At 68.9% G+C, this 25,227-nt stretch carries 25 protein-coding genes; 4 read left to right on the top strand and 21 right to left on the bottom strand.

Features of this window, described 5'->3' with window-relative positions:
* Positions 1–354, top strand: a 354-nt coding sequence (locus CED_RS13710) for a zinc ribbon domain-containing protein (RefSeq protein ID WP_152569752.1), incomplete at its 5' end; no start/stop codon positions are given.
* Between the two features lie 133 nt (positions 355–487).
* On the opposite strand, the gene CED_RS21590 is transcribed toward CED_RS13710, so the two are convergent.
* From CED_RS21590 to CED_RS13590, 18 genes are all read right to left on the bottom strand, one after another.
* Positions 488–1,024 (bottom strand): hypothetical protein, encoded by a 537-nt coding sequence (locus CED_RS21590; RefSeq protein WP_051868815.1) that lies wholly within the window; start codon positions 1,022–1,024, stop codon positions 488–490.
* A 452-nt stretch (positions 1,025–1,476) separates the two neighbouring features.
* On the bottom strand, positions 1,477–1,824 hold the full coding sequence (locus tag CED_RS13695; protein WP_051868814.1) for a hypothetical protein: 348 nt from the start codon (positions 1,822–1,824) through the stop codon (positions 1,477–1,479).
* 628 nt (positions 1,825–2,452) lie between these two features.
* Positions 2,453–3,607, bottom strand: coding sequence for a phage minor capsid protein (locus tag CED_RS13685; protein WP_051868813.1), 1,155 nt, complete (start codon positions 3,605–3,607; stop codon positions 2,453–2,455).
* An 18-nt stretch (positions 3,608–3,625) separates the two neighbouring features.
* Complete coding sequence (locus CED_RS24345; RefSeq protein ID WP_160172393.1) at positions 3,626–3,778, bottom strand: hypothetical protein; 153 nt, start codon at positions 3,776–3,778, stop codon at positions 3,626–3,628.
* A 10-nt stretch (positions 3,779–3,788) separates the two neighbouring features.
* The gene (locus tag CED_RS13680; RefSeq protein ID WP_152569751.1) at positions 3,789–4,592 is read right to left on the bottom strand and encodes a hypothetical protein; all 804 of its coding nucleotides are present in this window, start codon (positions 4,590–4,592) and stop codon (positions 3,789–3,791) included.
* 15 nt (positions 4,593–4,607) lie between these two features.
* Entirely contained in the window at positions 4,608–5,363 is a 756-nt protein-coding gene (locus CED_RS13675) for a site-specific DNA-methyltransferase (protein WP_035911118.1), read from the bottom strand.
* Positions 5,364–7,816: 2,453 nt separating this feature from the next.
* Positions 7,817–8,185, bottom strand: coding sequence for a hypothetical protein (locus CED_RS13665; RefSeq protein WP_035911116.1), 369 nt, complete (start codon positions 8,183–8,185; stop codon positions 7,817–7,819).
* Between the two features lie 1,737 nt (positions 8,186–9,922).
* Positions 9,923–10,888 (bottom strand): hypothetical protein, encoded by a 966-nt coding sequence (locus CED_RS13640; protein ID WP_152569749.1) that lies wholly within the window; start codon positions 10,886–10,888, stop codon positions 9,923–9,925.
* Between the two features lie 19 nt (positions 10,889–10,907).
* Positions 10,908–12,182 carry a PBSX family phage terminase large subunit gene (locus CED_RS13635; protein ID WP_035911105.1) on the bottom strand — a complete coding sequence of 425 codons (1,275 nt, stop codon included), beginning with the start codon at positions 12,180–12,182 and terminating at the stop codon, positions 10,908–10,910.
* On the bottom strand, positions 12,124–12,642 hold the full coding sequence (locus CED_RS23725) for an HNH endonuclease (protein WP_035911104.1): 519 nt from the start codon (positions 12,640–12,642) through the stop codon (positions 12,124–12,126). The genes CED_RS13635 and CED_RS23725 overlap by 59 nt, the downstream gene beginning before the upstream one ends.
* A gap of 1,261 nt (positions 12,643–13,903) precedes the next feature.
* Positions 13,904–14,059, bottom strand: a complete 156-nt coding sequence (locus tag CED_RS24340; protein ID WP_160172392.1) for a hypothetical protein — start codon at positions 14,057–14,059, stop codon at positions 13,904–13,906.
* Positions 14,060–14,070: 11 nt separating this feature from the next.
* Positions 14,071–14,604 (bottom strand): ADP-ribosyltransferase, encoded by a 534-nt coding sequence (locus CED_RS13615; protein WP_160172391.1) that lies wholly within the window; start codon positions 14,602–14,604, stop codon positions 14,071–14,073.
* A gap of 280 nt (positions 14,605–14,884) precedes the next feature.
* Positions 14,885–15,442, bottom strand: coding sequence for an ADP-ribosyltransferase (locus tag CED_RS13610; RefSeq protein ID WP_160172390.1), 558 nt, complete (start codon positions 15,440–15,442; stop codon positions 14,885–14,887).
* Between the two features lie 676 nt (positions 15,443–16,118).
* On the bottom strand, positions 16,119–16,313 hold the full coding sequence (locus CED_RS23720; protein ID WP_152569748.1) for a hypothetical protein: 195 nt from the start codon (positions 16,311–16,313) through the stop codon (positions 16,119–16,121).
* Positions 16,306–18,231 (bottom strand): ADP-ribosyltransferase, encoded by a 1,926-nt coding sequence (locus tag CED_RS13605; protein ID WP_035911094.1) that lies wholly within the window; start codon positions 18,229–18,231, stop codon positions 16,306–16,308. The genes CED_RS23720 and CED_RS13605 overlap by 8 nt, the downstream gene beginning before the upstream one ends.
* Before the next feature lie 98 nt (positions 18,232–18,329).
* Positions 18,330–18,551: a hypothetical protein gene (locus tag CED_RS13600; RefSeq protein WP_152569747.1), complete on the bottom strand. Its 222-nt coding sequence runs from the start codon at positions 18,549–18,551 to the stop codon at positions 18,330–18,332.
* A gap of 98 nt (positions 18,552–18,649) precedes the next feature.
* On the bottom strand, positions 18,650–19,405 hold the full coding sequence (locus tag CED_RS13595) for a phage antirepressor (protein ID WP_051868810.1): 756 nt from the start codon (positions 19,403–19,405) through the stop codon (positions 18,650–18,652).
* Positions 19,402–19,749, bottom strand: a complete 348-nt coding sequence (locus CED_RS13590) for a hypothetical protein (protein WP_035911088.1) — start codon at positions 19,747–19,749, stop codon at positions 19,402–19,404. Before CED_RS13590 ends, CED_RS13595 begins: the two co-directional genes overlap by 4 nt.
* 164 nt (positions 19,750–19,913) lie before the next feature.
* On the opposite strand from CED_RS13590, the gene CED_RS13585 reads away from it, so the two are divergent.
* Complete coding sequence (locus CED_RS13585; protein WP_035911086.1) at positions 19,914–20,123, top strand: AlpA family transcriptional regulator; 210 nt, start codon at positions 19,914–19,916, stop codon at positions 20,121–20,123.
* Positions 20,124–21,353: 1,230 nt separating this feature from the next.
* On the opposite strand, the gene CED_RS13575 is transcribed toward CED_RS13585, so the two are convergent.
* Both CED_RS13575 and CED_RS26220 read right to left on the bottom strand, forming a co-directional pair.
* On the bottom strand, positions 21,354–21,890 hold the full coding sequence (locus tag CED_RS13575) for a GNAT family N-acetyltransferase (protein ID WP_023840832.1): 537 nt from the start codon (positions 21,888–21,890) through the stop codon (positions 21,354–21,356).
* A complete protein-coding gene (locus tag CED_RS26220) occupies positions 21,887–23,215 on the bottom strand; it encodes a hypothetical protein (protein ID WP_051868808.1) in 1,329 nt (442 codons plus the stop codon). Before CED_RS26220 ends, CED_RS13575 begins: the two co-directional genes overlap by 4 nt.
* A 242-nt stretch (positions 23,216–23,457) precedes the next feature.
* Between CED_RS26220 and CED_RS13565 the strand changes: the two genes are divergently transcribed.
* Positions 23,458–24,027, top strand: coding sequence for a hypothetical protein (locus CED_RS13565; protein WP_035911164.1), 570 nt, complete (start codon positions 23,458–23,460; stop codon positions 24,025–24,027).
* On the opposite strand, the gene CED_RS13560 is transcribed toward CED_RS13565, so the two are convergent.
* Positions 24,024–24,470, bottom strand: a complete 447-nt coding sequence (locus tag CED_RS13560; protein ID WP_235187078.1) for a hypothetical protein — start codon at positions 24,468–24,470, stop codon at positions 24,024–24,026. The genes CED_RS13565 and CED_RS13560 overlap by 4 nt on opposite strands.
* On the opposite strand from CED_RS13560, the gene CED_RS13555 reads away from it, so the two are divergent.
* On the top strand, positions 24,448–25,083 hold the full coding sequence (locus CED_RS13555; protein WP_051868806.1) for a hypothetical protein: 636 nt from the start codon (positions 24,448–24,450) through the stop codon (positions 25,081–25,083). The two genes, CED_RS13560 and CED_RS13555, sit on opposite strands and share 23 nt — an antisense overlap.
* Positions 25,084–25,227 lie beyond the last annotated feature (144 nt).

Raw genomic sequence — 25,227 nt, 5'->3', positions numbered from 1 at the left:
GGCATGGTCCGCCGGGCCAAGCCGAAGCCCGACCCGGACCAGCCGGGGGCGTTCCTGCCGAACGGGCAGGCCGCCAAGTCCGGGCTGAACAGGTCGATTCTCGACGCCGGGTGGGGGGTGTTCCTCAACGCACTGCGTGCCAAGGCTGAAAGCGCNGGGNGGGTCGTCGTCGAGGTCANCCCCCGCCACACCTCCCAGCGATGCGCCGAATGTGGCCATGTCGCCCCGGAGAACCGGCCCAGTCAGGCCACGTTCCGCTGTGTGGAGTGCGGCCACGCCGCGCACGCAGACGTGAACGCGGCGATCAACATACTCGGGGCGGGGCTCGCCCTTCAGGTGGCGCAAGCTTCCTGAGAAGCTGACGCCTTTAGGCGTCAGAGGAGTCACAAACAGGCTCTTCGCCACTGGGCCCGGCTCGCGAAGCCGCGGGGATGGTCAGGCACAGTGCTCATCACCTCCGGGGCGCGAGGGCGCGCGGTAGAGCCGGTCAGGACGTGCCCGTGGTGCGCCTGCGTGGCGACTGCCGGCGGCGCGGGGGCGGCTGGGGGCGGCGCCGGGCGCCCGGGTTCGGCCGCCGGTGTGGCGCGGCTTCCCTCTCGGCCTCCCGGCTGGCGGCCTGCCGCTGCCGCATCCGGGCCTGATGTCGCTGATGGGCGGCGCGATGCTCCGGGGTTGACGTCTGCCCTCGGGACAGTCTGCGGCGGTGTGCCTGCGCGAGACGTTCGTCGCGGCTGGCGGCGTCCTGCTCACGCTGGTGTCGGGCTTGGGCGCGGGCCCGGTCGACGTCACCGCCGAGGCCACTGTTCAACGCGCGGGTCCGCTGGGCGTCGCGGTGCTGCCGGTGCGCCTGGGCTGCGGCGCCGAGGGTGGTCCGCGGCGGGGCGTTGCGGTCGCGGACACCGACGCGGACGGGGCCGATGCGGACGCTGCGGTCCTGCTGGCCGCCGCTGCGGGTGGCCCAGTAGTGGCGGAGGCCGGCGGCGATCGCGGCCCGTGCGGCTGCGGATGCGGGGCGGCGGGCCATCGGGACCTCCTTGATCAGAACAGGGGGNGTTGGCCCTCCTCGATCGCGTCGAGGTCAAGGTCAGGCTCGGTGGGCAGCTCATCGCACTTGGAACACTGCTTGTCCGAGGCGGCCAGCCGCTCCGCGAGTTCGGCCTCACGCTCGCGCCTGGCGTCACCCCACCGCTGCTCGGCGTAGGTGGCCCAGCGCGCCCGGTCGTACTCGTAGTTGTCGGCTCGCCACTGCTTCATCCCTGCGAGCTCATGCTCACGGTTCTGCTCGTAGTACCGCTTGCGGTAGCACTTCCTGCACAGCCCGGTGCGGCTGCGTGCGCCGATGGGCACTTCGCATCCATCGCCCACACAGGTACGATCGGCCATGTCGACTCCAACCAGTCGGCCATGCCCCGGGAGTGTTCGCAGCACTCGCCGGGGTCTTCTATTCGCTTATCCTTTCAATTCTACACGAAAAAGTCAGTGGAACATCTCGCGGATGACCTCCGCCAACACGGCTTGGAGGCGACCCGGGGGAACTGCATCCGTGATGTATTTCGCCTGCCTTCCTGGCAGGTGGCGATAGGTCAGATTCTGGTGCTGGATAGCGCCGTATCTCTGCCCGTACGCTACGGTCACGCTGTGGTCGGTCATCGTCATCTTCCCGGTCCGCAACAGATGCCCCTCCCGCAACGGCACGATCGCCTGCGACCGGGCCAGCCACTGATGCCCTGCCCGCTGCAACGCCCGGCGGCGAACGATCGGGATACGGGCCAGCACCCGGTTCCCGCGCCAGTCCGCACGGACCCGGAAACCGCTGGACGCCATCAGCGACGCCGCTTCGCCGCGAGCGCGGCGAGACTCGGCGGCATCGCCGCCGCCTTCACCTTCGGCATCTCAAATTGCAGACGCAGCCTGGCTTCCCGCGCCTGCGGGCTACGCGCGCCATACGCTGCGACCGCACCGCCGAGGGCATTCGCGAGCGGCGCATGCGCCTTGCGCCTCTCCCGGCCCAACGACTCGACCTCAGCCTGACCCCCGAAGTGCCGAGCCTGCACCTCCGCGTGCCGCGCACGCCTCGCCGTCGAACCCTCGTACAACTCCTCGGTGTCCCGANCCGCCGCCGCTTTGGTCTTGTGAGGTTGGCTGGCCCACGCGTCGGCATGAACGTCCGTGACCCGCCAGCGGCCACGCCATTTCGTCAGCTCATACCGACCGTCCGCCGTCCGATTCCCGTTCCATCCCGGGTCGCCGGCACCGTTGCTCGGGGCGTCGTGGAGACGCATCGCGTGATGGGCCCACGCGCCGGCCTTCGACCGCAGGTGCATGCCCTTCTTGCCGTGCCGGCGACGGCCGATCCACGCGCCGAGCGCCTCCGGGTCGTGGACGTTGGGATCGGCGCGGAGCTTCGCCATCAGCGCGGCACCGCGAGGGGCGGGCTTCTTCACAGCAGCTCCTACACGGCGCGTTCGATGGTCTCTCCGGGCCGGCGGACCTGCTCCCGGGATGAGTAGCGCAGTAGCTGCGGGTTCGCGGCGAGGAACGCCCGCAGGTCACCCTGCCGGCGGCGCACCTCGTCTCGGGCCCGGCGGAGTGCGGCCGGGTCGGCGCCGGACTCCTGAGCGGCCACGAGGGCACGCTTCGCGGCGCGGATCTTCCGTTCGTGGGCGCGCTGCTTCTGGGTGGCAGCGTAGCCCTCGGGGTCCGGTCGGGCCGGCTCCATCGCCAAGACCACGCCTCGCGACGAAACCGGCAGAATGCCGTGCCTGCAATTCGGATGCAGAAACCCGCGCGCAATAGCATTTTCAAGCGACGTGAATATTTGCACGCCGCGCGGCGGTTTCCCGGCCGTGATAGACAGCGTTTTCCCTTCGAAAGGGCGGCATTTTTCGCATTCGTAGGGGATGTTCGGCACGGCGACGCAGGTGATGCCCTGCGCCCGGTAGGTGTCGAGAGCGCCGGCGATGGTCGCGCGGGCGAACGCGGCGCGCATCGCCATCTCCGCGTAGGACTCGATGCGCCAGCGTCGTCCGGCCTTGTCCGTGAACCCGCTGACACCCTCCTCCGCGAACCGGGCGAGGGCCCGCTGCGATGCCTCCAGCCGGGTCGCCTGCCCGGCCAGCGCCGGGGCGTACACCTCGGCGACGATCCGCCGGTAGACGTCGTCAACGCCGCGCAGGACCTGCGGGTGGAACTCGCGGATCAGCCGTTCGGCGAGCTCATCCCGCGAGGCCGGGCCGGGCAGCCGGGAACGTAGCGGCGGGCGGATCGGCAGCACGCGGCCACGGCCACCGGGGGACTCGCGGCGTGGCCGCTGGTCCTCGTCGAGGCGGCGCATCCGCGCGAGCCCGCGGGCCGCCTCGTCGGCGCCGATCTGGTATGCCTCTTCGATGAGGCGGGGCATCTCGCTGTGGAGGCGGCGGGCCAGCGCGTCGAGGAGCTTCCGCGTGGCCCGGCGGAGCGCGCCACGACGGGCGAGGGCGCCACCGAGGCTCCCTTGGCCGCGTCCGACTGCGCGGGCGATCTGGGCGATCAGACCGAGCTCAAGATCCTCGTATGCCTTGCGGATGCGGTCGCCGAGGTGGGAGGCGTCGTCCGGGGTGGGGGCCAACCTGACCCCCTGGTGGTTCTATTTTCCGCGGGACTTCAACCAGCGGTCCTCTTTGTCATAGCCGGCGTCGCCCTTCTTCAGGATAACGGGGGCGTCGCCGATCATGTCGGTGCCGTTGCCGACCGAGCGCATGACCCGGATCGAACCGTCGGGGAGCCGTGTGGGAAGCATGCCGCGAATCCTAGACCAAGGTGTCGAAGAACTCACCGAGTGTGCGACCGAGGCGTTCGGATTCCCCGCGGTATTTCGGGTCGTTGACGGGGGCACCCAACCCGTCGGCGATCTTCCGTGTCCGGTCCGGATCGTGCCGGTAGGCGTTCCACAGGGCGTAGCCCTCGGCGAACGACTCCCGCTGCCCCTCGCCGCCCGGCTGGGCGAAGTAGTCGTGCAACAGGTTGTGGTGGCGTGCGCGGGCGACCGTGTACCAGACCGGCAGCTTCCGGTTCTGGCTTGGGAACCGCAGCGCATGGTCGAGGGCGTGGCCGGCTTCATGCTGCGCGGCCGACGGCGAGCCAGTCTCATCGGTGCCGACGGCCATGACCCGCGGGGTGGTGATGTACAGGCCTACGGCGCGACGGCCGAGCGGTGTGCCCCACACTTTGTCGATCAGGTCCTGCCGGTTGTGGGCGCGGTAGACGTCCATGGCCCGGCCTTTGCCGATGAGGATCCCGCCGCCGTCCACGCCGCGGAAGTGTTCGGCGAGCCGGCGCTTGTGGTCCTCGGGCATCACGTCGAGGTCGATCAGTGCCTGCCGGACCGCCGGATGCTCGCGGCCCGCGACGCGCAGCCGGTCACCGTAGACGCCGCGGAGACGCTGCTCGGCCTGCTCCCAGTCGGCTGGGGTGCGGCCGGCGCGGTGCCGGCCTTCCTTACGCCGTCCGAACCCGATTGCCGAGGCGTCGCCGTGGTCGGTGGTGGCGAACCGGCCGAGACGGTCCCGCTTGTACGTGCGGCGGGCGAGGTGGGCGAGCTTCGGGCGGGCCACCACACCCCCCGAAGATCACATCACTGGTAGCGCCGCGGACAGCCGCCGGGCGGCGATCTCGCAGTGCCGCTCGTCCGCCTCTATGCCAATCGCGCGTCGTCCGAACGTGCGGGCGGTCGCTAGGGTGGATCCGGAACCCGCGAACAGGTCGAGCACGAGGCCGCCAGATGGGCAGGAATAGCCGATCAGTGGCTTGAGGATCCCGGCTGGCTTCTCGGTGGGGNGCAACGCCCGTCCTCGGAGGCCTGGGACGGGGATCACCGAACGCATCAGCCGGGTATCGCCGTAGGAGTAGACGTTGGCGCCGATCGCTCCCGTGTGGGCCGGTGGCAGCTTGCGGTGGATGAGCCGCCCCCTCTCCCTCCGCTCTCCGGGTTCCCGCTGGGGATCCTTGTAGATGTCGCGCCAGGGGCCGCGGTACCAGTGGACGGCATACTCATGAACCCGCCGGAACCGGTCGGCGGCGAAATTCGTCCCGGTGCGTTTCTGCCACACGACATCCTGGGAAAGTTTCCAGGCTGCAAGGTCGTCCCGGCGGGCGAGGAACATGCGCAACGATCCGAACACCCACATCGACGAAGCCGCGCGGGCGGCGAGATCAGGCCAGCCGGAGGGCCAGCGGTCCCATGCCAGCGAGGTCTCCCCGTAGGGCGGGTCGGTGACGATGCAGTCTGCGGAGAGCTGGTCGGCGTGCTCGGCGAGGAGCTCGAGAGCGTTGGCGTGGTACAGGGTGACCGTGCCGTCCGACCAGTACGGGACCGGGAGGGACATCGAGTCGGCTCCTACTGGACGCTGTCGTTGCCGTCGTCCTGCCTGGGGTCGCTCTGGTCGCCGCTGCCGTCGTCCATCGGGCCCTGCCCAAACGGGGCGCCACCGAGGGGCTGTTCGGCGCCCAGCGACATCGGGTCCGGTGGGGCGTCGGTCTTGCCGTCCTCGTCCATGCGGGCGAGTTCGTCCTGCACCTGGTCCTCATCCCAGTCGGGGTGCAACATTTTGACCAGCGTGTATTTGGATGCCGCGCTCGCAGCGAAGATCGCCTGTGCGGTCTGGGCGAGGGTGAGCATGTCCGCGTCGGCGAGCGCGGGCCAGGTCAGTTCCGGTGGCCCGTCGGGGATGACCGGGGCAGCGGGGGCGTTGGGGTCGACGATCGCGTTCGGGTCCTGATCGTCCGCCATCGGATCGGCGGTGGGCTGCTGCTGGGCGCGGGCGAGCGCGCCGAGCGTCGGACCCTGTCGGCCCGGCTTCCCGGCCTGCGGGGCCTGTCCGGGCTTGGCCGGGGGCTGCCCAGGCGCGCCGACGGGCGGAGCGCCCTGCCCGCCGTCCTGCTGCTGCCCGGGCGCCGGATTCTTCCCGAACGGCGGCTTGCCCTTGCCGAACGGACGGCGCTTCCCCGCCTGCGGCTGGGCGGCGTCGTCCTGTTCGTCCTCGCCGTCCTGGCCCTGCTGCGCGCCGGGCTTGGCCGCGGTCTTCGCGTCGCCCGGGGCCGGCTTCGTGCCCGGCGGGCCCGGTGCGGGTGTGGGCTGCTTGCCGGCGAGGGGCTTCTGCCCGCCGGTGCCCGTGTCCTTCCCGGGTTCGGCGGGAGCGTCTCCGTCCGGCTGCTGGCCGGGTTTCGGCGGGGTGTCCGCGGCCGGTGGCGGGGCTTGGACGCCGGCGAGCTGTGCGTCGAGCAGCAGCCACGTGTAGAAGAGGTCCGACAGGGCATGATCCCAGTAGCGGATCTTCTTCTCGCGGGTCATCACCGAGCGGCGTTCCCGGGCGTTGACTTCGGTCGCGGTCGTGGCCGTGCCTTCAGAGTCCGAGCCGAACGTCTGCGCCGAGTAGCCGGCGCCCCGGACGATCTGGTCCATCAGTGTGCGGGCGGTGCGCTCGTGCTCGTCTACCCGGATCTGGAACTGCGTCGCCGTGATCTGCGGCGGGCCGCCCGGGACGGGCAGCAGGNTGAGGGNGGNGTAGACCTCCCGGTCCCCATCGAACACGGCGCCCTTGCCGCGACCCTGGTTCTCCAGGTACTGCTCGGGCACCTGGATGCGCGCCTTCCCCAGGCGGATGTCGCGCATCCAGGACGTCATCACTTCGTCGAGCTGGTCCATCAGGGCGAGGACGGGCGGGGTGTAGTCGGAGCGGCCGAGCGGGGCGAGTTGCGGGAGACGGCGCCACTGGGGGGCGGGGCGCATGTTCGGGATGTAGCAGGCCGTCAACCGGCCCTCGACGGTGGCGATCTTGTTGCCGTCTTCGAGGGACTCGACGAGCCCTTCGAGGTCGGGCGCTTCGGACAGCGGAATCTGCCGTCCGAGGTTGTCCCGGTCACCCTCGTACAGGCCGTGCAGGATGACGCCGCGTTCGTGGCGCTCAAGGTGGCGGACCACCTTGCCGCGGGACTGCTGCGGGTCAGCAGAGACCAGCTCGCGCCAGAACGTGACCGCCCACAGCCGCCCGTAGCGGAACTCCGGGACGGCGCTGTCGGGGTGGACGACATCAATCCACGGGCCGTCCTGGAGATCCTCGTCCCAGACGAGACGGAGGTAGACCCCGCTGAGCGCGGCGGCGATCTCGGCGGCTTCTAGAAGTGTTGCGTCCAACATGGACGCTTCGCGGAGCTGGTCGAACCTCGTCTGTGCCGGGTCGGGGGGGACGTCGGGGGCGTCGACCGGGTCCGCTTTCGGTGGGGTGGGGGGCAGGCCGGTGAGCGGGTCGGGTTCGGTCGGGTCGATGCCGGCTTCGTCTAGGGCGGTGGCGTGGTCGTCGGCGGCCTGCTGGTCGGCGAGGTCTTGGGCGTCTTGGACGGCGGCGTCACGTTCGGCGCGGCGGGNGTCTTCATCGCCCCAGGTGACGGTGATCGCCCGGGAGAACAGAAGGTCGGCGGAGGCGGCGGCGATCTCGCTCGCCAACGGCACGTGGACCTTGGTGCGCTGCTGCTGAGGCGAAGTGGGCTGGCCCCAGAACCACCGGGCGACCGCGCCGACGACACCGCCGCGGTACTGGGCGGGACGGTCGAAGCTGTGCTCGCTGGAGCGGGCCATCGCGGTGCCGCCGTAGACCGCGGAGAGCTGCTCCGGGTCTCCGAGCCACCAGGCGGCGAGCCGCTCCATCTCCGTGAACGGCGCGGTGAGGTGGGGCGGGGGCCATGGGGTGTTCCCACCGGTCGGCAGCGGCACGCCGGGCCTCCGATGTCACGCTACGTGAAAGTTGTGATCTTCATGCGCGGGGTCGATACCCGAAGTCGGTTACTCAGAGTCATAACCGGCCGGTTCGTAGCGGGCGGTGAACGTCGCATCGTCGAGGACCTCGACCTGGTCGCCGCGGCGCACCAGCCACGACCCGGCCAGCATCCACACCGACCCGGCCGGGCCCCAGAACATCGCCCCACCGTCCGGCTGCACCGTCACCGGATTCCCCGCCAGCTCTTCGAGCTCGGCCCGGTTGCTGCCGGTCCAGTGGACGGCGTCGATCTCGACCGGGCGGGTGTGGTGGGTGGCCATGGCCTCTCCTCGTGCGTGTTCGGCGTCGACTGCGCGCATCGCCACGGTGTACGGCTCACCGGTCTCGGCCATGCGGGCGCGGATCGCCCTCTTCCGGGCACGGTTCTCGGCCATCAGGTCCTCTCAGGTCGAGCAGCCGCAGTGCCCGGCACTGTCGATCGGCCCGCCGCAACAGCCGCAGTGTCCGGCGGCGACCAATACCGGCTCGCGGAACAGTGGGTGGCGTGGTACCGGCTCGGCATCGTCCGGCACCACGCCCACGTTCGGGGNGCGGTCAGCCGCTTCTCTGCTGCTGCTCCAACTGCCGAGCGCGAGCGCGCCAGGGATCCATCCGCCGGGCGTGTGCGCGGCCATCAGTCCAGCCAGACGAACCGGGTTGCCCCGCCATGGCCGTGGATCTGCTCGGCATGCTCCATCCGATCCCAGTGGACGGCGGAGGGCCGGTCGCCGCGCCAGCGGACATCCGCCGACCCGTCCGGCCACACCACCCCGTCGGCGACGATCCCGGTGCCGGACACTCCGGACACGTCGACATCGCGTTCCAGGCGGAAGCGGCGCGGGAACTCGCGGTAGTCGTACGGGTTCCCGTCGAGCAGATCGAGGGATCGCTCGGCCGCATCCAGCAGCGCCTGGCGGTACCCCTCCCGTACTGTCGGGCTGACATCGGCTGAGAGCGCGTACTGGTCGGCCCGGTTCCGGAGGCGGCGCAGCGCCGCGCGGAGACGCAGCGGGTTCACCCCCGCGCCTAACCGGGCCAGCCGGCCGTACTTCTCCTCGGTGCTGTGGCCGTCCCAGTCGTTCTCGCGGGTGTCGAGACCCGGCGGGAACAGGTGCACGTCGTCCGGGCCGATGTGCCAGCAAAGCTGACCGGCCGGGCTGTGCACACAGATGACGGGCCAGCCGGGTGACTCCGGGTCCTCCGCCCAATGGGCCGGGTACACCCGGGTCAGGAAGGCAACCAGCCGGGCCCGCTCACGGTAGGCGACATCAAGCGGAGACGGCGCATCGGGCGGAGACNCCTCGGCGGGGGCGGTCACGCCTGNCCCCGCCGAGACGACATCTGCTGAGCCCACTGGGCCAGCTTCTTCGTGTCGACAGTGCCGCCCTCGGCCAGCCGCGGTGGCCTCACCACGGTCTCCTCGGCCGGATGGAGTGCGAGGAACTCCCAGATGCTGGCTGCCACCCCGTAGAGGGCTGCGGGGTCGAGCGCGACCTTCGCCCGGCCTTCGATCGCCTCGGCGAGTTCGACTAGCCGGGCCCGGGGGCCGACCGGAGTCGGTTCGGTCGCGGGCGGCGGGTCTGCGGGCATCGGCGGCCAGAACGCGGACATCCCCTGCACCGGCACGTCAGACTCATGCTCACGCGCCCGCGCGGACTCCTCGTCCTCGTGCAGACAGGCCGATGTCTTCCACGGGGTGGCCAGCTCATCCAGGAGGATCCGGTAATTAACCGTCCACGCCCCCTTCGCGAAGGCGGACGGACCCCACACGCGGGTGATGACGGCGGGTGCGACGTCAGCCCCGTTGTTCTCGGCGGGGNCGACGAGCACGTGGACGATGCGTCCGATGGGCGGCACGGGCACAGATCAGATCCCTTCAGGGTGTTCGGACATCAGCCGGGNCAGTCGGGCCAGCTCTGCGCGGCGGCGGCCGACCAGCCGGGCCACGTCGACCCGTTCGCGGGCGAGAAGATGGTCAAGGGTGCGTGCCCGGACGTTTGCGGCTGCACGGGCCTTCTGCCTGGCCTGGCGGTCTCGTGCCTTTCGCGCGGCGGCTTTCCGTGCGCGGGCAGCCGCGTGGGCTTCCTGCTCCTGCTGGTGGCGTTGCTGGGCGGCATGCTCGGTCGGGCCGGTCATCCGAACTTGATCAACGGCTGGGTGTGTGCGCGCAGGGCCTTCAACGCCCTCGCCTGCTTCCGCGTCCGGTTGTCTGCGTCCCAGCCCGAGAGGCCCGGAGACTGCGTGAGCCCGATCCGCCACCGGACCGTTCCCACCTCCTTGCCGGAGCCGAAATTCGAGACACCTGTCTGCGTGAAAGTGCGTACGAGGAGCGACCCGAGGGGCGACTTGCCGAGATAGTCGTTGACCTGCCAGTCATCGATACCGAGAAGCTTGCCAATCTCGGCGTCGGTGAGAGGCTTGTCGGTGAGCATCTGCGCGACCGCCAGGCTTTTCGCGTCGAACTTCTCACCGCCGACCGTCACCGACCCGTCGGGGTGGACGGTGACCGCTTCGGCCATGGCGTGGTCGAACGGGTAGTCGCCGCTGCCCTTCTCGATGAGACGCCCCACGGCCTCGTGATGCTCGGTCACCTGGGCTGCGTACCGAGCGCGGCGTGCAAGTTCCGCGTTCGCGACGGCCAGCGGCTTACGCTTCTTGAACTCGGCTTGATACGCCTCGTAGCCGATGGACTTGTCGACGTCCGCCATGATCGTGGATGGGTTGATACCGAGTAGGGCGAGCTCGTTCACGTGCGCCGAACCTCGGAGGTCGAGCGACGGCGGCGGGAGCTTCGGCGCGACGGGGGTGACCTTGGACTGTGCGGGGGTGGTCTTGGCTGGCGGGGACGCCGGAACCTTCGCCGCGGTCGACGGCTTCTTCGCACCCACGGCCGGCGCCTTCCCAGCCGTTGCCTTGACCGACTTCTTCGCGGGGGCCTTCGGCGCGGCTTTGAGGTCCGCGAGTTTCTGCCCTCCCGACAGGCCCTTCTTGGCCTTCGCGTGCACCCCGCACACCGGTTCGCCGACCCTGGCGTTGTTCTTGCACCGCGTGCCCTTGAGAGTCGTGGCTGAGCATTTCGGCTTTGGAACGGCGGGCATGCTCACCTCGCGGNTCTGGTCAGGCAGCCTGCTGGAGGGGNTCGCGGAGCGGCCCATACCACAGCGGCTCAGTTGTTTTNACGAGGTAGCGGGCGGCGTCCATGTCGTGGTCGTCCAACTTGATCGGCTTGTCTTCGCCCTTGGCGGCGGCGTCCTCATCCCAGGCGTAGCCGGGGANTTCTTCGAGGAAGCCCTTGCAGGAGCGGTGGACGCGGATACGGTCTTTCGCCAGCAGTGAGGCGAACATGCGGATGCCGTCGAGGACGTTGTTGTCCGCGTTCATCACGTTCGAGGTGCCGTCGCGGTACAGCTGCGTCACGAACGACGCGGCCGACGGGTCGACGCAGATGTACTCCGGGTGGACCCCGCGCAGCTCGGTGCCTGGGATGGGGACCATGGCGTGGAAGTCGTTCAGTGCGCGGGAGTACTCGGCGTCCGTCAGCTGCCGGCGGGACAGCTTCGAGTCGTACCGGTACTCAGCGAAGATGTGCAGCCGACGGTCTACCCCGATGCCGCCAACGAGACCGACGAAAGGCGCAACAGTGCCGTAGTCGACGCCCGTACCGATGACCCGTGTCAGCGTTGGTATGATGTCCTCGACATGCCTGTCTTCATCCCAGGAATCGTAGATTACGCCTTCCGCCAATACCCAGACCCCTTGAATGAACCGCTTATACCAGAGGCCCGTATATTCCCTTTTCAGGTCCTCGACATATTGCGGGTCAAGTGACGGATTGTCTTCTAGGGTGAAGTGCCAGGTCGCCAGGTTCAAATCGCCCTGACGGAGAAGGTACTTCTTCCTCAGCCAGTGGGCGGGACCGTCAGGATTGGTGGTTCCAAAGATCTTCGCCCCTCGAACCGAGCAGCGGGCGAGCGCCTGCGTGAAGAAGTCCTCGCCTACTAGGGTCAGCTCGTCGGCGTACATTCCCGCCACGGTGGCGCCGCGGAGCTTACCTTCGCTGCGCTTATCGTTCGCCGTAACGATCTCGATCCGGCGGCCGAGGATTTTTGCCGTGGGCGCCCCGCGCGTATAGGAGATGTGACGAGAGATCTCCCCGAAGATGCTCGGGTCCATCAGTGGCTCGAAAACATTCCTGAAAACCGTGTCGAGCGTCTTGCCTGTGATAATAAGAAGCCCGGTGGGCGGCGGGTCCGCAACGAAAAGGAGCCAGCGAAGAAGGCTCGCTATTGTCTTTCCGCTGCGGACGCTACCCTGCCATATATTTAGGCGGCTATTAGCCTCCGATATTGACCGGATCTGCTTCGGGGAGAGAGGGAGTGCGCCGAGGTTCACCGCACCCCTTCATCAAGGCGAAGTACGTTCCGCAGCGCGCGTGCTTGGCCATGTTGCACGGAGGGCAGGCGCGCACGAGGTTCCACCAATGCTCAGTTCCACCCCGAGCGAGCGGAATGAAATGATCGATATGTGTTTCATCGATCGAACCGCAGTAGAAGCATGGGTCGTTCATCGTGGCGATCCGGTAGCCAACCGAGGCCTGCCGGTCTTCGGCGGTCATCGCGATGCGCAAGCGAACCTTCCGCCTGGCGCGGGCGGAACGGTGTGCTTCTCGCTGCTCGGGCGTGAGCCTTGCGTACCGCTCTCGCTGGAGCACGATGATTCGAGCACGGTTCCGGCGGTGGTATTCGGCGCTCGCCTGTCTGCGGCGAATGATCTCCTCGGGGGAGGCCGACGCATACTTCTCTCGCTCCCGGGCGTTGATTCGATCTCCGGCAGCCGCGGTGTACTCGCGCATGTAGTGGTTGTGGCACAGACCCCGGCTGATCGCCGGGCTACCGCAGCCGTTTTCGCTGCACACCTTTCCCGTACCGTCGGACCGGCGCCATGCCGCGTAGTGCGTCTCGCAGAGGCTGCGAGCTCCAGCGGGCTTCGGGCAGCCAGCCTCCGAGCACTCGGGGATCGCGGGGGGCGGGAATCCTTCGATCTTCCCTTTCCGCCACTGCTGGTAGTGCCTCTCGCACCAGCCGAGCTTGCGACGCGAGCGCCGATCTTCACAGTCGGGCAATTTGCACGGCTGTACGGACTTTTCGGGAAGCTCAGCAGAACCGTGCTTCTTCCACCGCTGGTAGTGCTTGGAGCACATTCCGCGGCGGGTTTGCTCGACTGCCGGACAGTCAGGGACCGAGCACTCCATGCTCTGCGAGCGAGACAGAGTCTCCACTGAGCCGCGAAGCATNANCCGCTGGTAATNTTTCGAGCACATGCCACGAACAATTCGACCGCCTGTACCACAGCCGTCGACGGAACAAATAGACTCGCCCACGCGGGGCACCTCCGAGAAAGGTGTCGCGAAGTCCCGGGGGCGAGGACGGGAATCCTCAACCCCCGGGGCGCCTCATCTGGCGCCAGGTATGCCCCGATTCTACTCGAACAGATGTGCCCATCAGCCGGTCGTGTCCGTCGGTGGGAGCTNCCCCGCCGCGACGTCGAGTGCGCGGGCGAGGTCGCCGAGCATCGACCGGGCCGCATGCTCCCCGGTGTCCTTGTCGGCATCCACGAGAACCTTCGTCTTGTCGATGCACACGCCGATGGCTTGGTAGGCGCTCCTGGCATCACCGAGGGGTGGCAAGGGCAGTTCGACGATCTCGGCGCCTTCTCCACCGCCGACGACGACCTTGTACTTCGACCAGGCGCGCTCACGGAACCGCTGGGCGTNTTCCATCAGGTCCGCGGCGAGCTGGGCCCGTGCCGCAGCGAGGTCGACCTGGCGGGCGGTGGTCGCTGCGGCGGTCTGCTCGCGGGCGAAGGAGAGCTCGAGCTTTTTCGCTGCGGCGGAGATGGCTGCGGCGGACCGGTTCATCTTCCGGGCGATCTCGTTGCAGCCCATGCCCTTGCCGTGCAGCGTCCGCAGCCGGCGGAGCTCCGCGTCCGACAGCGGGCCCCGCGGCCGCGGGGTGGACGGCTCTCCTGAGCGGGCCATGGTGACCTCGCTCGGGGTGTGGTGCGGGCGCCGCGGTCAGGCTCCCGGCCAGCCGCGGTGAAGGATAGGCGAGTTGCTACTTCGTGTTGGAGTCCGGGTTCTTCTTCCGGGGCGGGATCGGGTCGCCGGGCTTCCAAGGCTTCCCGTCGGGGCCGCGCACGATGCTGTCGCCGGGGCCGCCGACGAACCGTTCCATCCTGTCGTCCTGGGACTGCGATGAGGTCTCTGCCATGGTCCTACATCCTAGCTGCTTGGGGTGTTGATGACACGAGCCGTCGCATAGCGGATAGAACGGCCGCTGGCATCCGTTCGGGTCTCGTCAGAGGTGAACTCGATGATGCTGTTTCGAGGAAGAAGAATCTCTTTTTGGCCGGGGTACTGAGTACCGATCGTCTCGACGGGGAGGATCTTCGAGCCGGCGGGGATCTCGATCTCGACGATCATCCGCTTGGCTGTCGGTGGCCCGAAACTGGCGAACTCTTCAGCGATGTCACTGTTCGTGCTGGTAGAGCGGTAGCCGATGTCCTCGTCTTCGAATCCGGTGGCATCAGGAGGTAGGAATCGGTCGACATGACGGAGCCCACGGACGACGAGGATTGGTCTTCCGGTCGGGGGGACCGCGTCGAACGCCGCGTCGAGGTCGCGGACAGTCTTGGCGATGTCGGGATTATCGGAGAGGGTGCCGGCGCGGAGCGTAGGGTTGATCGGCGAGCGTGGGCCGCTGTATGCCCAGACCGCACGCCGAGAGGCTTCCGGGATGGCATCGACGTCGATCAAGTTGGCGAGGTAGCGGTCAGCATCCTCGCCTCGGAGCGGCCCGGACTTTGGCACCTTCCGCAGGGATGGACGGCCGACGTTCCGTCGCGCCAGGTGCGCAAGCTTCTTGCGGGTCCTCTCGTGGACCGCGCAGATAGGTAACCCTGGAGCGGCATGGTTCTTANATCGGGTTCCCGCGAGAGTGAGCGCGCCGCATTGCCGAGGAGGGCGCATTGACGGCACTCCTCGGTGTAGACCACGCGGTCAGGCTCCCGGCCTGGGCGGTGTGGGGCGGAGGCGGTCAGTTATCTGCGCCGGTGACCACGGTGGCGTCGACGAAGCTGACGCCTTGGTCGTTGCGAACGATCCGGTCGATCCTGAGGGAGGAGCCTCGGGGTAGGAGGACTTCGTGTTCGGTGCCGTACTTGGGGGGCAGGTTCGGCGGGGACGGCGGGNGGATGCTGAGTGCCCGCGCTCCCGGCGGNATGGNGATGTTGAAGAAGGCGGCTTTACTGATGTTGCCGCGTTTCGTCGTGTAGTAGTATGCCTGGTTCCGGTCGACCGAGGTTGACATAAATCCTTGGTCGTGGATTGTTTCGCCAACCGTAAGGTCACCGAGGACCTCACGATAGTAGCGGACCCCTCGATGTACGACAATCGGCTTGTCGAGTGGTGGGGTTGCCTGAAACGCCGAGTCGAGGCCGGCTACCGCCTGTTTCGCCGCGGGAGACGCGTACGAGCCCTTCCGTAGGCTTCCGTTGATNTCCCGGTAGACAGGGGTCGTGTAGGTCCGGGTCGCCTGCTTGTGCTGTGGGCTGTAGGACGCTTTCTGTGAGTGGCCTGTCATGTAGTCGATCACACTGTTCATGCCGTAGATGGCGCCAGGTACGAGCAGGGGCGGCGGGGCGCCTGCCGGGGCGGGCTTGGGTGCGTTCTGGCTGGCCGCCACACCGCCCCGGCAGCGGCCCTGCCGGGGCGGTGGCTTTCTTCCCAGCGAGGGGCGCCAGCTTCGGCGGGGTTTTGGTCGCGAGCGCGCCAGCGATCTGGTGGCCCTTCGGGGTGAGAGTCGCCGTTCCCGCAGCGTCGATGACGATCAGGCCGTCTGTGGCCGCGGCCGATCTGGTCCTGGTCTGCGCCCGCGCGTCCGGGTNTGCCGCGAGCCGTTTCAGGTAGGCGCCGACGGTTTTCTTCGCTCCCGAGCGGTAGGGGGCGATATCGAAAGCAGCTGGGGATCCTACGGCGGCGGGCGGGCTCGGTGCCTGTATCGGCTGGGCGACCATGGGGGCGGCCTTGGCCTTCTTCGACTTCTCCGCGAGCGTGGCCAGTTTCGGAGCCGAGACGGCCTTCGACGTCGCGCCGCCGTGGTAGTTCTTGTGGACCCCGCAGTACGGGGAGCCGGGGCGGGCCTTGTTCTTACAGGGCAGGCCCTTGAGGGTGATGGCCGCGCACTTCTGCCCGAGGGCGGCCATGGGTCACCTCAGGGCAGAAGTGCGCGAATCCCGCGGGTGGCGGGGCGGTCGAAGTGGTGGCGGCGGCTACGTGCCCTTGTTGGCCTGGCCGAGGTCCGGGGGCGGTGCGGGCGTGCCGGGGGGGAGGACGTCTACATCACCCGGCTCCCAGCCGAACCGCTCCTCCCACTCGTCGACCTCGGCCTGTGTGGGATGGTCGGGTTCGGCCTGTGTGGGATGGCTACGCCGCCGCAGCGAGTTGAGTGTCGGGCGTTTAGGCATTGGTGGCTTCTCCTAGGTCGACGGTCGCCTCGACATGCCGGACCCCGTTCGCATCGTAGGAGATCCTCGTGATGCGCAGTGTCGAGCCTCGGGGTAGGAGGACCTCCCGCTCCCATGATGCGCTTGTCGGCAGGTTCGGCGGCGACGGGGGCATGATGCTCACCGCCCGCGCGCCGGCCGGGATCGTCACGTTGACGATCGTCGCGTCATCGTGGCCGTGCTTCGTCGCGAAATGTGAGGCTATGTTGGGGTTCGCCGTGGTGCTCATGAAGCCCTTGTCGACGATCGCCATGCCCACCTGCGGCTCACCGAAGATCTGCGTGAAGTTGCGGATTCCCCGGTGGGCGATGATCGGCTTGTCGAGTGGTGGGATGTTCTGGAGTGCGGCGTCGAGACCGTCGACCATCTGCTGCTGCGAACTGCTCAGCGGCCCGCCCTTACGCAACGCGGCGTTCGTCGCCTTGTAGACGGGGGTGGTGTATTGCAGGGTCGCCGTCTTCGACGCCGGGCTGAAACTGGCCTTGCCCATGTGGGAAGCCATGTGCTTCTCCACGGCCTGCTGGCCGTACACGGCGTCCGGTGGGATCGTCGTCGGCGGAATGCCCGGGGCGCCATAGATTTGCTCGACGAAGTGGCCGTTGTTCTTGCTTCCCGGCTTGTCCGGGAAGAACTGGTGGGTCTTCTTCCCGCCCGCGAGCTGGGCTAGTTTCGACGGCCCTGCCGTTCCCGGTCCGCCCGTGATCCCACCACCGGCTCCGGGATGTCCTCCTCCGACGCTACTGGCTGCAGGTCCCCCGGACCCCAGATGAACCGGTCCGCCCACTCCTCCGACGGCCGCTGACCCTGCTGGTGTGGCTGCTCCACTGGTATTCCCCTTGACGACAAGGTCGGCCTCGATACGACGTCGACCCGAGGAATCAACTGTAACACTTTTGATCCGGAGTGTCGAATTGCGGGGAAGGAGAAGCTCGGATTCGCTGGAGAACTGGGATTTCAGGTTCGGTGGGGACGGCGGCATGATGCCGATAGCGCGGACGCCTGGCGGAATGTTCAGGGTGACAATAGCCCCGCCGGATCCAGAGTAGTCTTCCGGGGTTGTCTGGTTGATGGACGTTGACATGAAACCTTTGTCGGTCCACAGATCCCCGGGTTTCAGATCCGTCCCGAATGTTCCGGTGAAGTCGTGGATGCCTCGGCGGACAACCAGCGGCCGGTCGACAGGTGGGGCCGCGGCGAACGCGGCATCAAGATCGTCTATCTTCTGCGCGTCCGGCATGGACGCCGGATTCCTGCCGTCGCGGAGTTCCTTGTTCAGGCTGGTCGCGGATAGACCAGAATACCAGTACGCCGCCTGTTTCTGCGAATCATTCCAGGTCGCCTTCTTCGACAGGCCGCTGATGTAGCTTTTCAGCTCGCCGAACGTGGTCAGCGGCTCTTTTCCGGTGGCTTTCTTGCCGGCGAGGGGCGCGAGCTTCGTCTTGGGCTGCGCGAGTGCGGCCGCGATGTACTTGCCCTTGGGGGTCAGGTGGTGTTTGCCGTCGGCGCCGAGGTAGATGAGATCGTCCGCGGCCGCCTTTTCCTTGGTGGCGTTGGTCGCTTTGGCGTCCGGGTTTGCCGCGAGCCGTTTCAGGTAGGCGCCGACGGTTTTCTTCGCTCCCGAGCGGTAGGGGGCGATATCGGCTTCGGACAGGCCGTCTGATGCCGGGCTGCCAGTGGTGGCCGGATTGGATGCTGCCGCAGGCTTCGCCTTGCCGGCAAGCTGGGCGAGCTTCGGGCCGTGTTTCGCCAGAGACGGGCCGCCCTTGGCGGGATGGTAGTTCTTGTGGACCCCGCAGTACGGGGAGCCGGGGCGGGCCTTGTTCTTGCAGGGCAGGCCCTTGAGGGTGATGGCCGCGCACTTCGGCCCGAGGGCGGCCATGGGTCACCTCAGGGGCATGAAAGCTGTTGTCGAATCGGCGTCTGATGGTGGCCGTGTAGAGCTCAAGGAGTGGGCCNCTGCGAACGGCATCGGGTTGGCTAGGCGACTTCGTCGCTGGCCCAGTCGGCCCGGGGGATCCGTGAGACGAGGATGTGGAGGTCTTCCCAGCGCCAGAGTGCGGCACGGCGGCCTTTGCCGGGGACGGCCGGGGGGATGCCTTCGCGTTGCAGGAGCCGGCGGGCGGCGAGGCAGTGATGGTCCGCGGGGAGGCCCGTCCAGTGGGTGATGTCCCGCAACGTAAGAAGCCCCGGGGGCCTCATCGGGCCTCCTCGGGGCATAGCGCTGCCAGCGACAGAAAGTTATCAGATCAACTTCTTGTGCGGCAAGCGGNGCAGGTTCAGGGCCCTGGTGCCGGCTGTCAGTCTTGGCGGTCGATCCTCCGCTGGATCAGGTCGACCCCGCGAGGTGTGACGAACAGGGTGTAGTGGGTGCAGTCTCCCCACGTGTGCTTGACGGGGTGTTCGACGGCGCCGAAGTGGTCGCGGTTCTTCGCGTAGAAGTCCCAGCGGGCGGCGCCGCACGGCTCCTTCCGCCGGAAGACAAGCCCTTGGTCAACCAGGAAGCCGCGGAGTGCCTGCTCCTTCCAGCCGAGCAGCTTCGCGACCTCGCGGACCAGCCGGCCGCCATCCGGGACTGCGAGGTAGGTGTCGTGAGCCCGGGCCTTCGGCTCCAGTTCCAGCACCTGCCGCTCGGCGACGGCGGCGCGGGACTCGGCGGCGAGCCGGGCCTCTTCGGCTTCGATCGCCGCGCGCAGCGCCTCCAGCTTCGTCATCTCCCGGGGCGCGCCGTAGCTGCCGTGCTTGCGGATCTGCGGGATGACCTCGTGGGTGATCCATCGCTTGAACGCCTTCGCCTGCGGCTTCCGCGACCGCAAGATCAGCGAGTAGAGGCCCGGCTCGCTCACGGTGGTCATCTTCTGCGGTCGGCCCATGGCGTCATTAGTAGTGACGCCATCCCTCGTGACCTCGTCGTCGTCGAGGTAGCTGACGGCCTGCCGCGGGTTGCCGATCTCCAATACCCGGCACACATCGGCCGCGACCCACCACGGCTCGCCGTCGATGGTGACGACGCGGACCGGGGCTCCCTGGAAGCGGAACGGGACGATCTCGTTCACGCCGCCTCGCTTGCGACCGCGCGCCGGGCCCGGTAGGCGCCGATCGCCTCATGGATGTGCCCGTGGCCGGGCTGGTTGAAAAAGGCGAGGACGCCGTCGAGGTCCTCGGGTGCGTAGAAGGCGAGCAGCACATCCATGCTTCCGCCGATCTGCCCGGTGCTCACCATGTCGCGTGGGAGCTGCTGAAGGGCGTCGATGATCTCGCCGACGGTCGCGCCCGCCCCGATGCCAAGATCGTGGATGCCGTAGGTCATGCCCTCCAAGTCGACGTGGCCGACGTGGGTAGCCGGGCCCGGCTCCTCATCGAGGTAGGTGTCCGACGGGTACGGCAGAATGTCGGTCAAGGCTTGTTCTCCTGTTGTGGTCAGGGGTTCAGGTCTAGGCCCCGGCCGGTGCTGGAATCACCGGTTCGGGGCCGCTTCGTTGGTCCTGAGCTAGTCGCACACTCTTGGTGTCCGACTAGCGCGTGCCCCCAGTATTCACACGCTCTAGGCGTGCGTCAACTACGATGTGCGCTGTGAACCTCATGGGCGCGGCAGAGATCGCGAAACGGCTCGGCGTCAGCCGACAACGGGTCTTCCAGATCACCAACGGGAAGGGCTTCCCTGATCCGGTGACCAAGCTCGCCATGGGCAACGTATGGCGCGGCGAAGACGTCGAGGACTGGATCAGACAGCACCGGCCAGATCTCGCCGAGAAGGCCCAGAGCGGCGAGTAAGACCACCCCCGCGCATGAAGCGGGCCCGCCCGGTGTTGGTCGCACCGGAACGGGCCCTTGATCGACAACCCTTACCTTGGAAGGGCCATCAATCCGTGTCCTATCATGCCCGCGGCAGCCTGCCCGAAGGCGGCCAGACCCCCGACGACTCGACTGCACTCGCCTGTTGGGGCGCCTTGTGAGCTGGGGATGGGTCGCTGCCGCCTTCGACCTGCTTCCCGGGGAACTGCCCCCCGCTGAGCGGACGGTCGTGCTCATCCTCGCTGAGGATGCCNGCCGCGGTTCGCGGCGCTCTTCACCCGGCCTGCCCAAGCTCCTCGCCCGCTCGGGACTCAAGAGCCGCTCTCAGCTTGCCGCGGTCCTCGGCAAGCTCGCCGATCGTGGGCTGATCCGCCAGATCGAGCGCGCCAGACGGGGCCACGTCGCTGTCTATGAGCTGCTGTTCGACGAGGCGCGGTTCGAGGAGACGGCCGAAATGGGTCCGGCTGGCCGGACGCAGGCAAGCCCAGACAGTCCCACAGGCGAGGTAATTGCGTCCGGTGGGGCGGACGCAGACCGCGAGGATCACGACGGACTTGGGTCCGGTGGACCGGACGCAGACACGGAAGTTACCGGCGAGTTGCGTCCGGTCGGCCGCCGAATTGCGTCCGGTGGACCGGACCCCTCCCTTGCAAGCTCCCTGGAACTACAAGCAGCAGCAGAGCCCACCGACGACGAACCCGATCCGCCCACGCTCGACGCTGAGGAGCCGACCGACGCCGTCGAGGCGGACCCGTACGCCGACCTCGCCGGCCGCTTGGTCGTTGGCGAGCGGCTCCCCGCCTCCTGGCGCCCGGACATCGCCGCCGCCCTCGCCCGCGGCTGCGCCCCCGCGCAGATCGTCGATGCCTACCGGGCGCCCCTGNCCGGACCGGTCCGCAGCCCGGCCGCAGTGCGCCGACGCCGCATCCGTGACCTCGAACCCGCCCCGGCCGCCGCCAGCTCGGCCGTGACGCCGACGCCACCGAACCTGCGGAACATGTGCCGGCTTCACACACAGCCCGCGCCCTGCCCGGTGTGCGCCGACCACGCGGCCGACGCCAGCGGGCGGTCCGGGCCCGTTCTGGGCGCGCCACGGGCCGCAACGGGCGCTGCGCTGGCCTGCACCCGGTCACCGGCCACCGCGGACGCCATTGCCGCGCTCCGTGTGCGGCTTCCTCGGGGCCGCCGATGACGATCCCGGTCTGTGAATCAGACTGCGGCGGCCCGGCGCGTCCAATCCTCGCGGCTGATCGCGTACACGCCCTTCTCCGCGCCGTGGAGATGCTCGGTTCGCGCGAGGTGCATGCCGAGCCGTTCGGCGAGGCGGACCGACGCGGCGTTCTCGGCGCGGACGACGGACACGACCTCGGGCAGGTCGGGATGGGTGTCGAACGCCCAGGTGATCGCAGCGCTCGCCGCCTCGGTTCCATAGCCTCGCCCCCACCAGGGCCGGCCGATGAACCAGACCGTTTCGATGCCGGGCCAGCCCGGTTCGGACCACAGGCCCGCGCGGCCGACGAGCGTCCCGGTCGCGCGTTCGACGACGGACCACGGGCCGACACCCTCCAGCTCCCAGCAGCCGATGTTGGCGGCGAGGTTGTGCCACATGCCGTGCCGGTCGGTCGGGCCGCCGATGTACCGGGCGAACTCCGGATCGGCCCAGATCCCGGCGTAGGCGTCGAGATCGGCGCGGGCGATGGGCCGCAGGGTCAGCCGCTCGGTGGTGAGGGTGGGGATGGTGGTCACGACGCGCCGGTTCCCGCCGGCAGGGCCCGGTATGCCTCGACGTACGCGGCGACTTCGGGGAGCTGCCGGTGGTCAGCGCTGAACGCGCGTCCGAGGCTGCGGAGTTTCCCGCTGACGGTGTGGGTGGGAGACGGACTGTCGGCCAGCACGGTGCTCGCGATGCGCGCGGCCTCCTCGGGCTCAGGCCGGGTGCCGCGCAGGTGCGCGAGCGCGAGGGTCAGCGTTGCGTGGTGGGACTCCTCGGCCGAGTAGTCGCCACCGCGGCNCTGGTAGCCGTCCACGGCCNTGGTCGCCCACCGTCGGGCCTCGTCCATGTCGCCAAGCGCGAGCGCGGCGCCGGCGCGGAACATCGCCACGCCGGCCGGGCCTACCGGGGTCGACCCGGGCCGGGGTGCGAACGTGTCCGCGGTCATCTCCATACGGTCGAGCGCCTCCCGGGCCGCAGGGATATCCCCTAGGGCGGCGTGGGTGCGCGCCTCGTATGCGGCGATCCGCGCGGTCATGTACGGATCGGAGATGTGCGCGACGGCCTGGAGGTCCGCGAGCGCCGGGGCGTACCGCCGCCGCCAGTAGGCAATGCTCGACCGCAGCGCGGCCACGGACAGGATGAGGACCGGGTCGCCGACCTCCGCGGCGTAGCGGCCGGCGAGGCCGGCGAAACGGCGAGCGGAGCGCATGTCGTTGGTGTTGAACGCCAGGCGGCCCAGGAAATACGTGAACTGGCCGCCGAGCAGGGTGATCCGTGGCCGCGCCTCGGGGGCGACGGGGCCGCCGAGGATCGTGGTGATCTGCCGCCAGCGGGCGCCGACCTCAGGCAGGAGAGAAGCGTGGGGGGCAGAGCCATAGACACAGGCGATCTCGTCCGCGTCCTCCTCCAGCTCGTCGAGCGTCGCCGCGGTCACCGCCTCGTCCATGCGTGTCTGCGCGGCAGCGGCCAGGGCCGACAGGGCGGTCAGTTCCACGAACTCGCGCCGGTCCGTACTCGTCTCCTCTCCTGGCCCCCGGCTATCCACTGTGGGGCCGAGAGAGAGACGGTGTCCACGATCCAATCTGATCTCGTCGGCGGTGCGTTCCATCACCGCGTCCTGCCAGAGGGCGATCAGCCGGCCGGCGGCATGGAGCTCCCGGTCCAAGCCCTCGATCACGTGCGGTGATGGGAGGAGCTTCGGGCTCCCATGCTGTTCACCTCGGACGGCGGCAGAGATGACCATCCGGCTGACGCCGATCTGGCNGGCCAGCTCGGACCGGTTCGTCCCAGTCTGTTTGATCAGCCGCTCGACTTCAGCAACGAACGTCGCCCGTGCCGGCGCCGCGACAGCCGTCATCGTCTCCCCGTCCTGCGCTGACGCGAGAGAGATGCCTCTCGCGCATGCGAGTTTCTCGCAGTCTGTACCAGATCTGCGCCGGAGGGTGTCATATCCACACCGGCGGATGTGCCAACTGCTGAGTGCGGGCTGGCGCGCCGAGCAGTCCCGTTCGCGGCGGTAACGCTGCGCCCCCGTGGGCAGAAGCCCACCTCACATCCCCATGGAGGAGCCTCGTGACCAACCCCGAGACCGGAACGATCATGATTGTTGACCTGCCGAGCCCGTACACCGCCGGCGAGCGCGCGGCGGTGATCATGGACATGATCCAGGAGCACCCGGAGTTCGACCGGCTGCGGTCGAGCACGCTGAAGTACCCGACGTGCTGGGCGACGTTCACCGGCTACCCGCTGATCGCCGAGTGGGACCTGGACGAAGACGGGCCGCACCTGTTCGTCGAGGGTCTGCGCACCATGGCGATGAAGGCGGCGGTCTACGAGCTCACCGGCGACGAGCGGGCGGCGGAACTGCTGGTCGCCGCGCCGGTGGACGAGATGGTGCACGCGCTGACCGCCCAGTTCACGATCCTCTCCCGGATCCAGGCCGATCTGCGGGTGACGTTCGTCCACTCGACCGACGCGGAGCGGTTCGACTACGACGTCGACGGCTACACCGACCAGATCTACCGGGCTGCCCGCTGGGGGGAGCTGCCCCGGCGCTACTGGCTCGGCAAGGCCGAGACCGCGCGCCGTCTCAACATCCTGTCCGAGCACTACGAGTCGATCGGGGTGCAGGCCGGCGGCCGGTCGCACTACTTCACCTTCGGCCGCTAGACCATCGCGGCGAGGGCGGCCCGCAGCGCGCCGACGACGACGTCCGCGGGGAAGCTGCGGGCCGCCTGCCGCTCCGCATCAGCGAGCACCGCATCCACCCGGCCCGGGCCGGCGTGGCGGACCAGCTCCGTCATCCACCCGGCCAACGCGCCGGCCTCGGCCGGCATCGGCCCCGCTGGGGCGGCCGGGGGCGTCCGCGCGGGCCNCCCCTCNCCCCCGGAGGCGTACCGGCCCGGCCGCACCCCGATCTTGTCCGGGTGGATGCACNCCGGCNCTCCGCTGGCCGTGTCCCGCCGGTAGCCGGCCGTCGAGTCGTACCGGCAGCCGGGCTGCGGCCCGTCCACCACATCGAACCGCCCCGGGTCGTGGAGCTGTCCGGGGCAGACCGCGCACAGCGCGTCCTCATCCCAGGGATGATCCATGACCTCGCTACCGGACCCCACCCGCCTATCATCGCCACCGCTGCGCAGGTCCGTGCTCACCCGGCCCCGGCCGCCGGTCATCGAGCACGCTCTCGGGATCGCCCGCGAATGGTGCGCCGGGCACATCATCGACAGCGCCCCGGCGCTCGGCCATGCCGTCCGCGTCGCGGTCACCCTCGGCCGGCACCTGCCCGACGCGCCGGCCGACCTGGTGGCCGCGGTGCTGCTGCACGACGTGCCCGACTACCGCGGATCGGCCTTGGTCGACAACGCCATCGAGGACCGGTGCGGCACCCGCACCCTGACGATGGTGTGGCTGATGTACGGCGAGCACATGGCGATGGACCTGTACGCCACCGCGCCGACACGGGCGCTGCGGCGCCTCGACCGGCTGCCTGATCTGGTCATGGCCGCCCTCACCGCCGACAAGATCGTCAGTATGGGTTATGTCCTGCGCGGCGCCGAACGCAGCACCGACCCGACCCGCTACTGGGCGGCCCGACACCCGTTCCTACGCCTCGTGCCGTACCTACGTGCCTTCCACAGCGCGACCGCGCAGCGCATACCCGAAACCCTCGGCGCCGAGCTGGACCAGCTCGTCACAGGCGCAGAGAAGGTCGCCGCGGCCCACTGACCGCCTGCCCGCCCGGGAGGCCGTCCACCCCGACGGCGGCGGGCAGGCCCCACAACACAGGGAGAGATCATGTCCCGGCAGGCCACCGCGCCGGCCACCCCGGACGCCCCGACGATCCTGGTCGGCCGCTCGGGTGCCGAGGTC

Origin of the sequence: Frankia sp. CeD, from assembly GCF_000732115.1 — a bacterium.
Taxonomy (GTDB): domain Bacteria; phylum Actinomycetota; class Actinomycetes; order Frankiales; family Frankiaceae; genus Frankia; species Frankia casuarinae.
Note: the sequence above shows the minus strand (reverse complement) of the source record. Positions and strands in the feature narration are given on the sequence as shown.

Bases quoted from the DNA above. Each gene is read 5' to 3' on its own strand.
- CED_RS13695 (WP_051868814.1), bottom strand. From the start codon at position 1,824: ATGGCGTCCAGCGGTTTCCGGGTCCGTGCGGACTGGCGCGGGAACCGG.
- CED_RS23720 (WP_152569748.1), bottom strand. From the start codon at position 16,313: ATGCCTAAACGCCCGACACTCAACTCGCTGCGGCGGCGTAGCCATCCC.
- CED_RS21590 (WP_051868815.1), bottom strand. From the start codon at position 1,024: ATGGCCCGCCGCCCCGCATCCGCAGCCGCACGGGCCGCGATCGCCGCC.
- CED_RS13585 (WP_035911086.1), top strand. From the start codon at position 19,914: ATGTGCGCTGTGAACCTCATGGGCGCGGCAGAGATCGCGAAACGGCTC.
- CED_RS24340 (WP_160172392.1), bottom strand. From the start codon at position 14,059: ATGGCAGAGACCTCATCGCAGTCCCAGGACGACAGGATGGAACGGTTC.
- CED_RS23725 (WP_035911104.1), bottom strand. From the start codon at position 12,642: ATGCGCGAGTACACCGCGGCTGCCGGAGATCGAATCAACGCCCGGGAG.
- CED_RS13665 (WP_035911116.1), bottom strand. From the start codon at position 8,185: ATGGCCGAGAACCGTGCCCGGAAGAGGGCGATCCGCGCCCGCATGGCC.
- CED_RS13555 (WP_051868806.1), top strand. From the start codon at position 24,448: ATGACCTCGCTACCGGACCCCACCCGCCTATCATCGCCACCGCTGCGC.
- CED_RS13605 (WP_035911094.1), bottom strand. From the start codon at position 18,231: ATGGCCGCCCTCGGGCCGAAGTGCGCGGCCATCACCCTCAAGGGCCTG.
- CED_RS13640 (WP_152569749.1), bottom strand. From the start codon at position 10,888: ATGCCCGCCGTTCCAAAGCCGAAATGCTCAGCCACGACTCTCAAGGGC.
- CED_RS13600 (WP_152569747.1), bottom strand. From the start codon at position 18,551: ATGAGGCCCCCGGGGCTTCTTACGTTGCGGGACATCACCCACTGGACG.
- CED_RS24345 (WP_160172393.1), bottom strand. From the start codon at position 3,778: ATGCTTCCCACACGGCTCCCCGACGGTTCGATCCGGGTCATGCGCTCG.
- CED_RS13565 (WP_035911164.1), top strand. From the start codon at position 23,458: ATGATTGTTGACCTGCCGAGCCCGTACACCGCCGGCGAGCGCGCGGCG.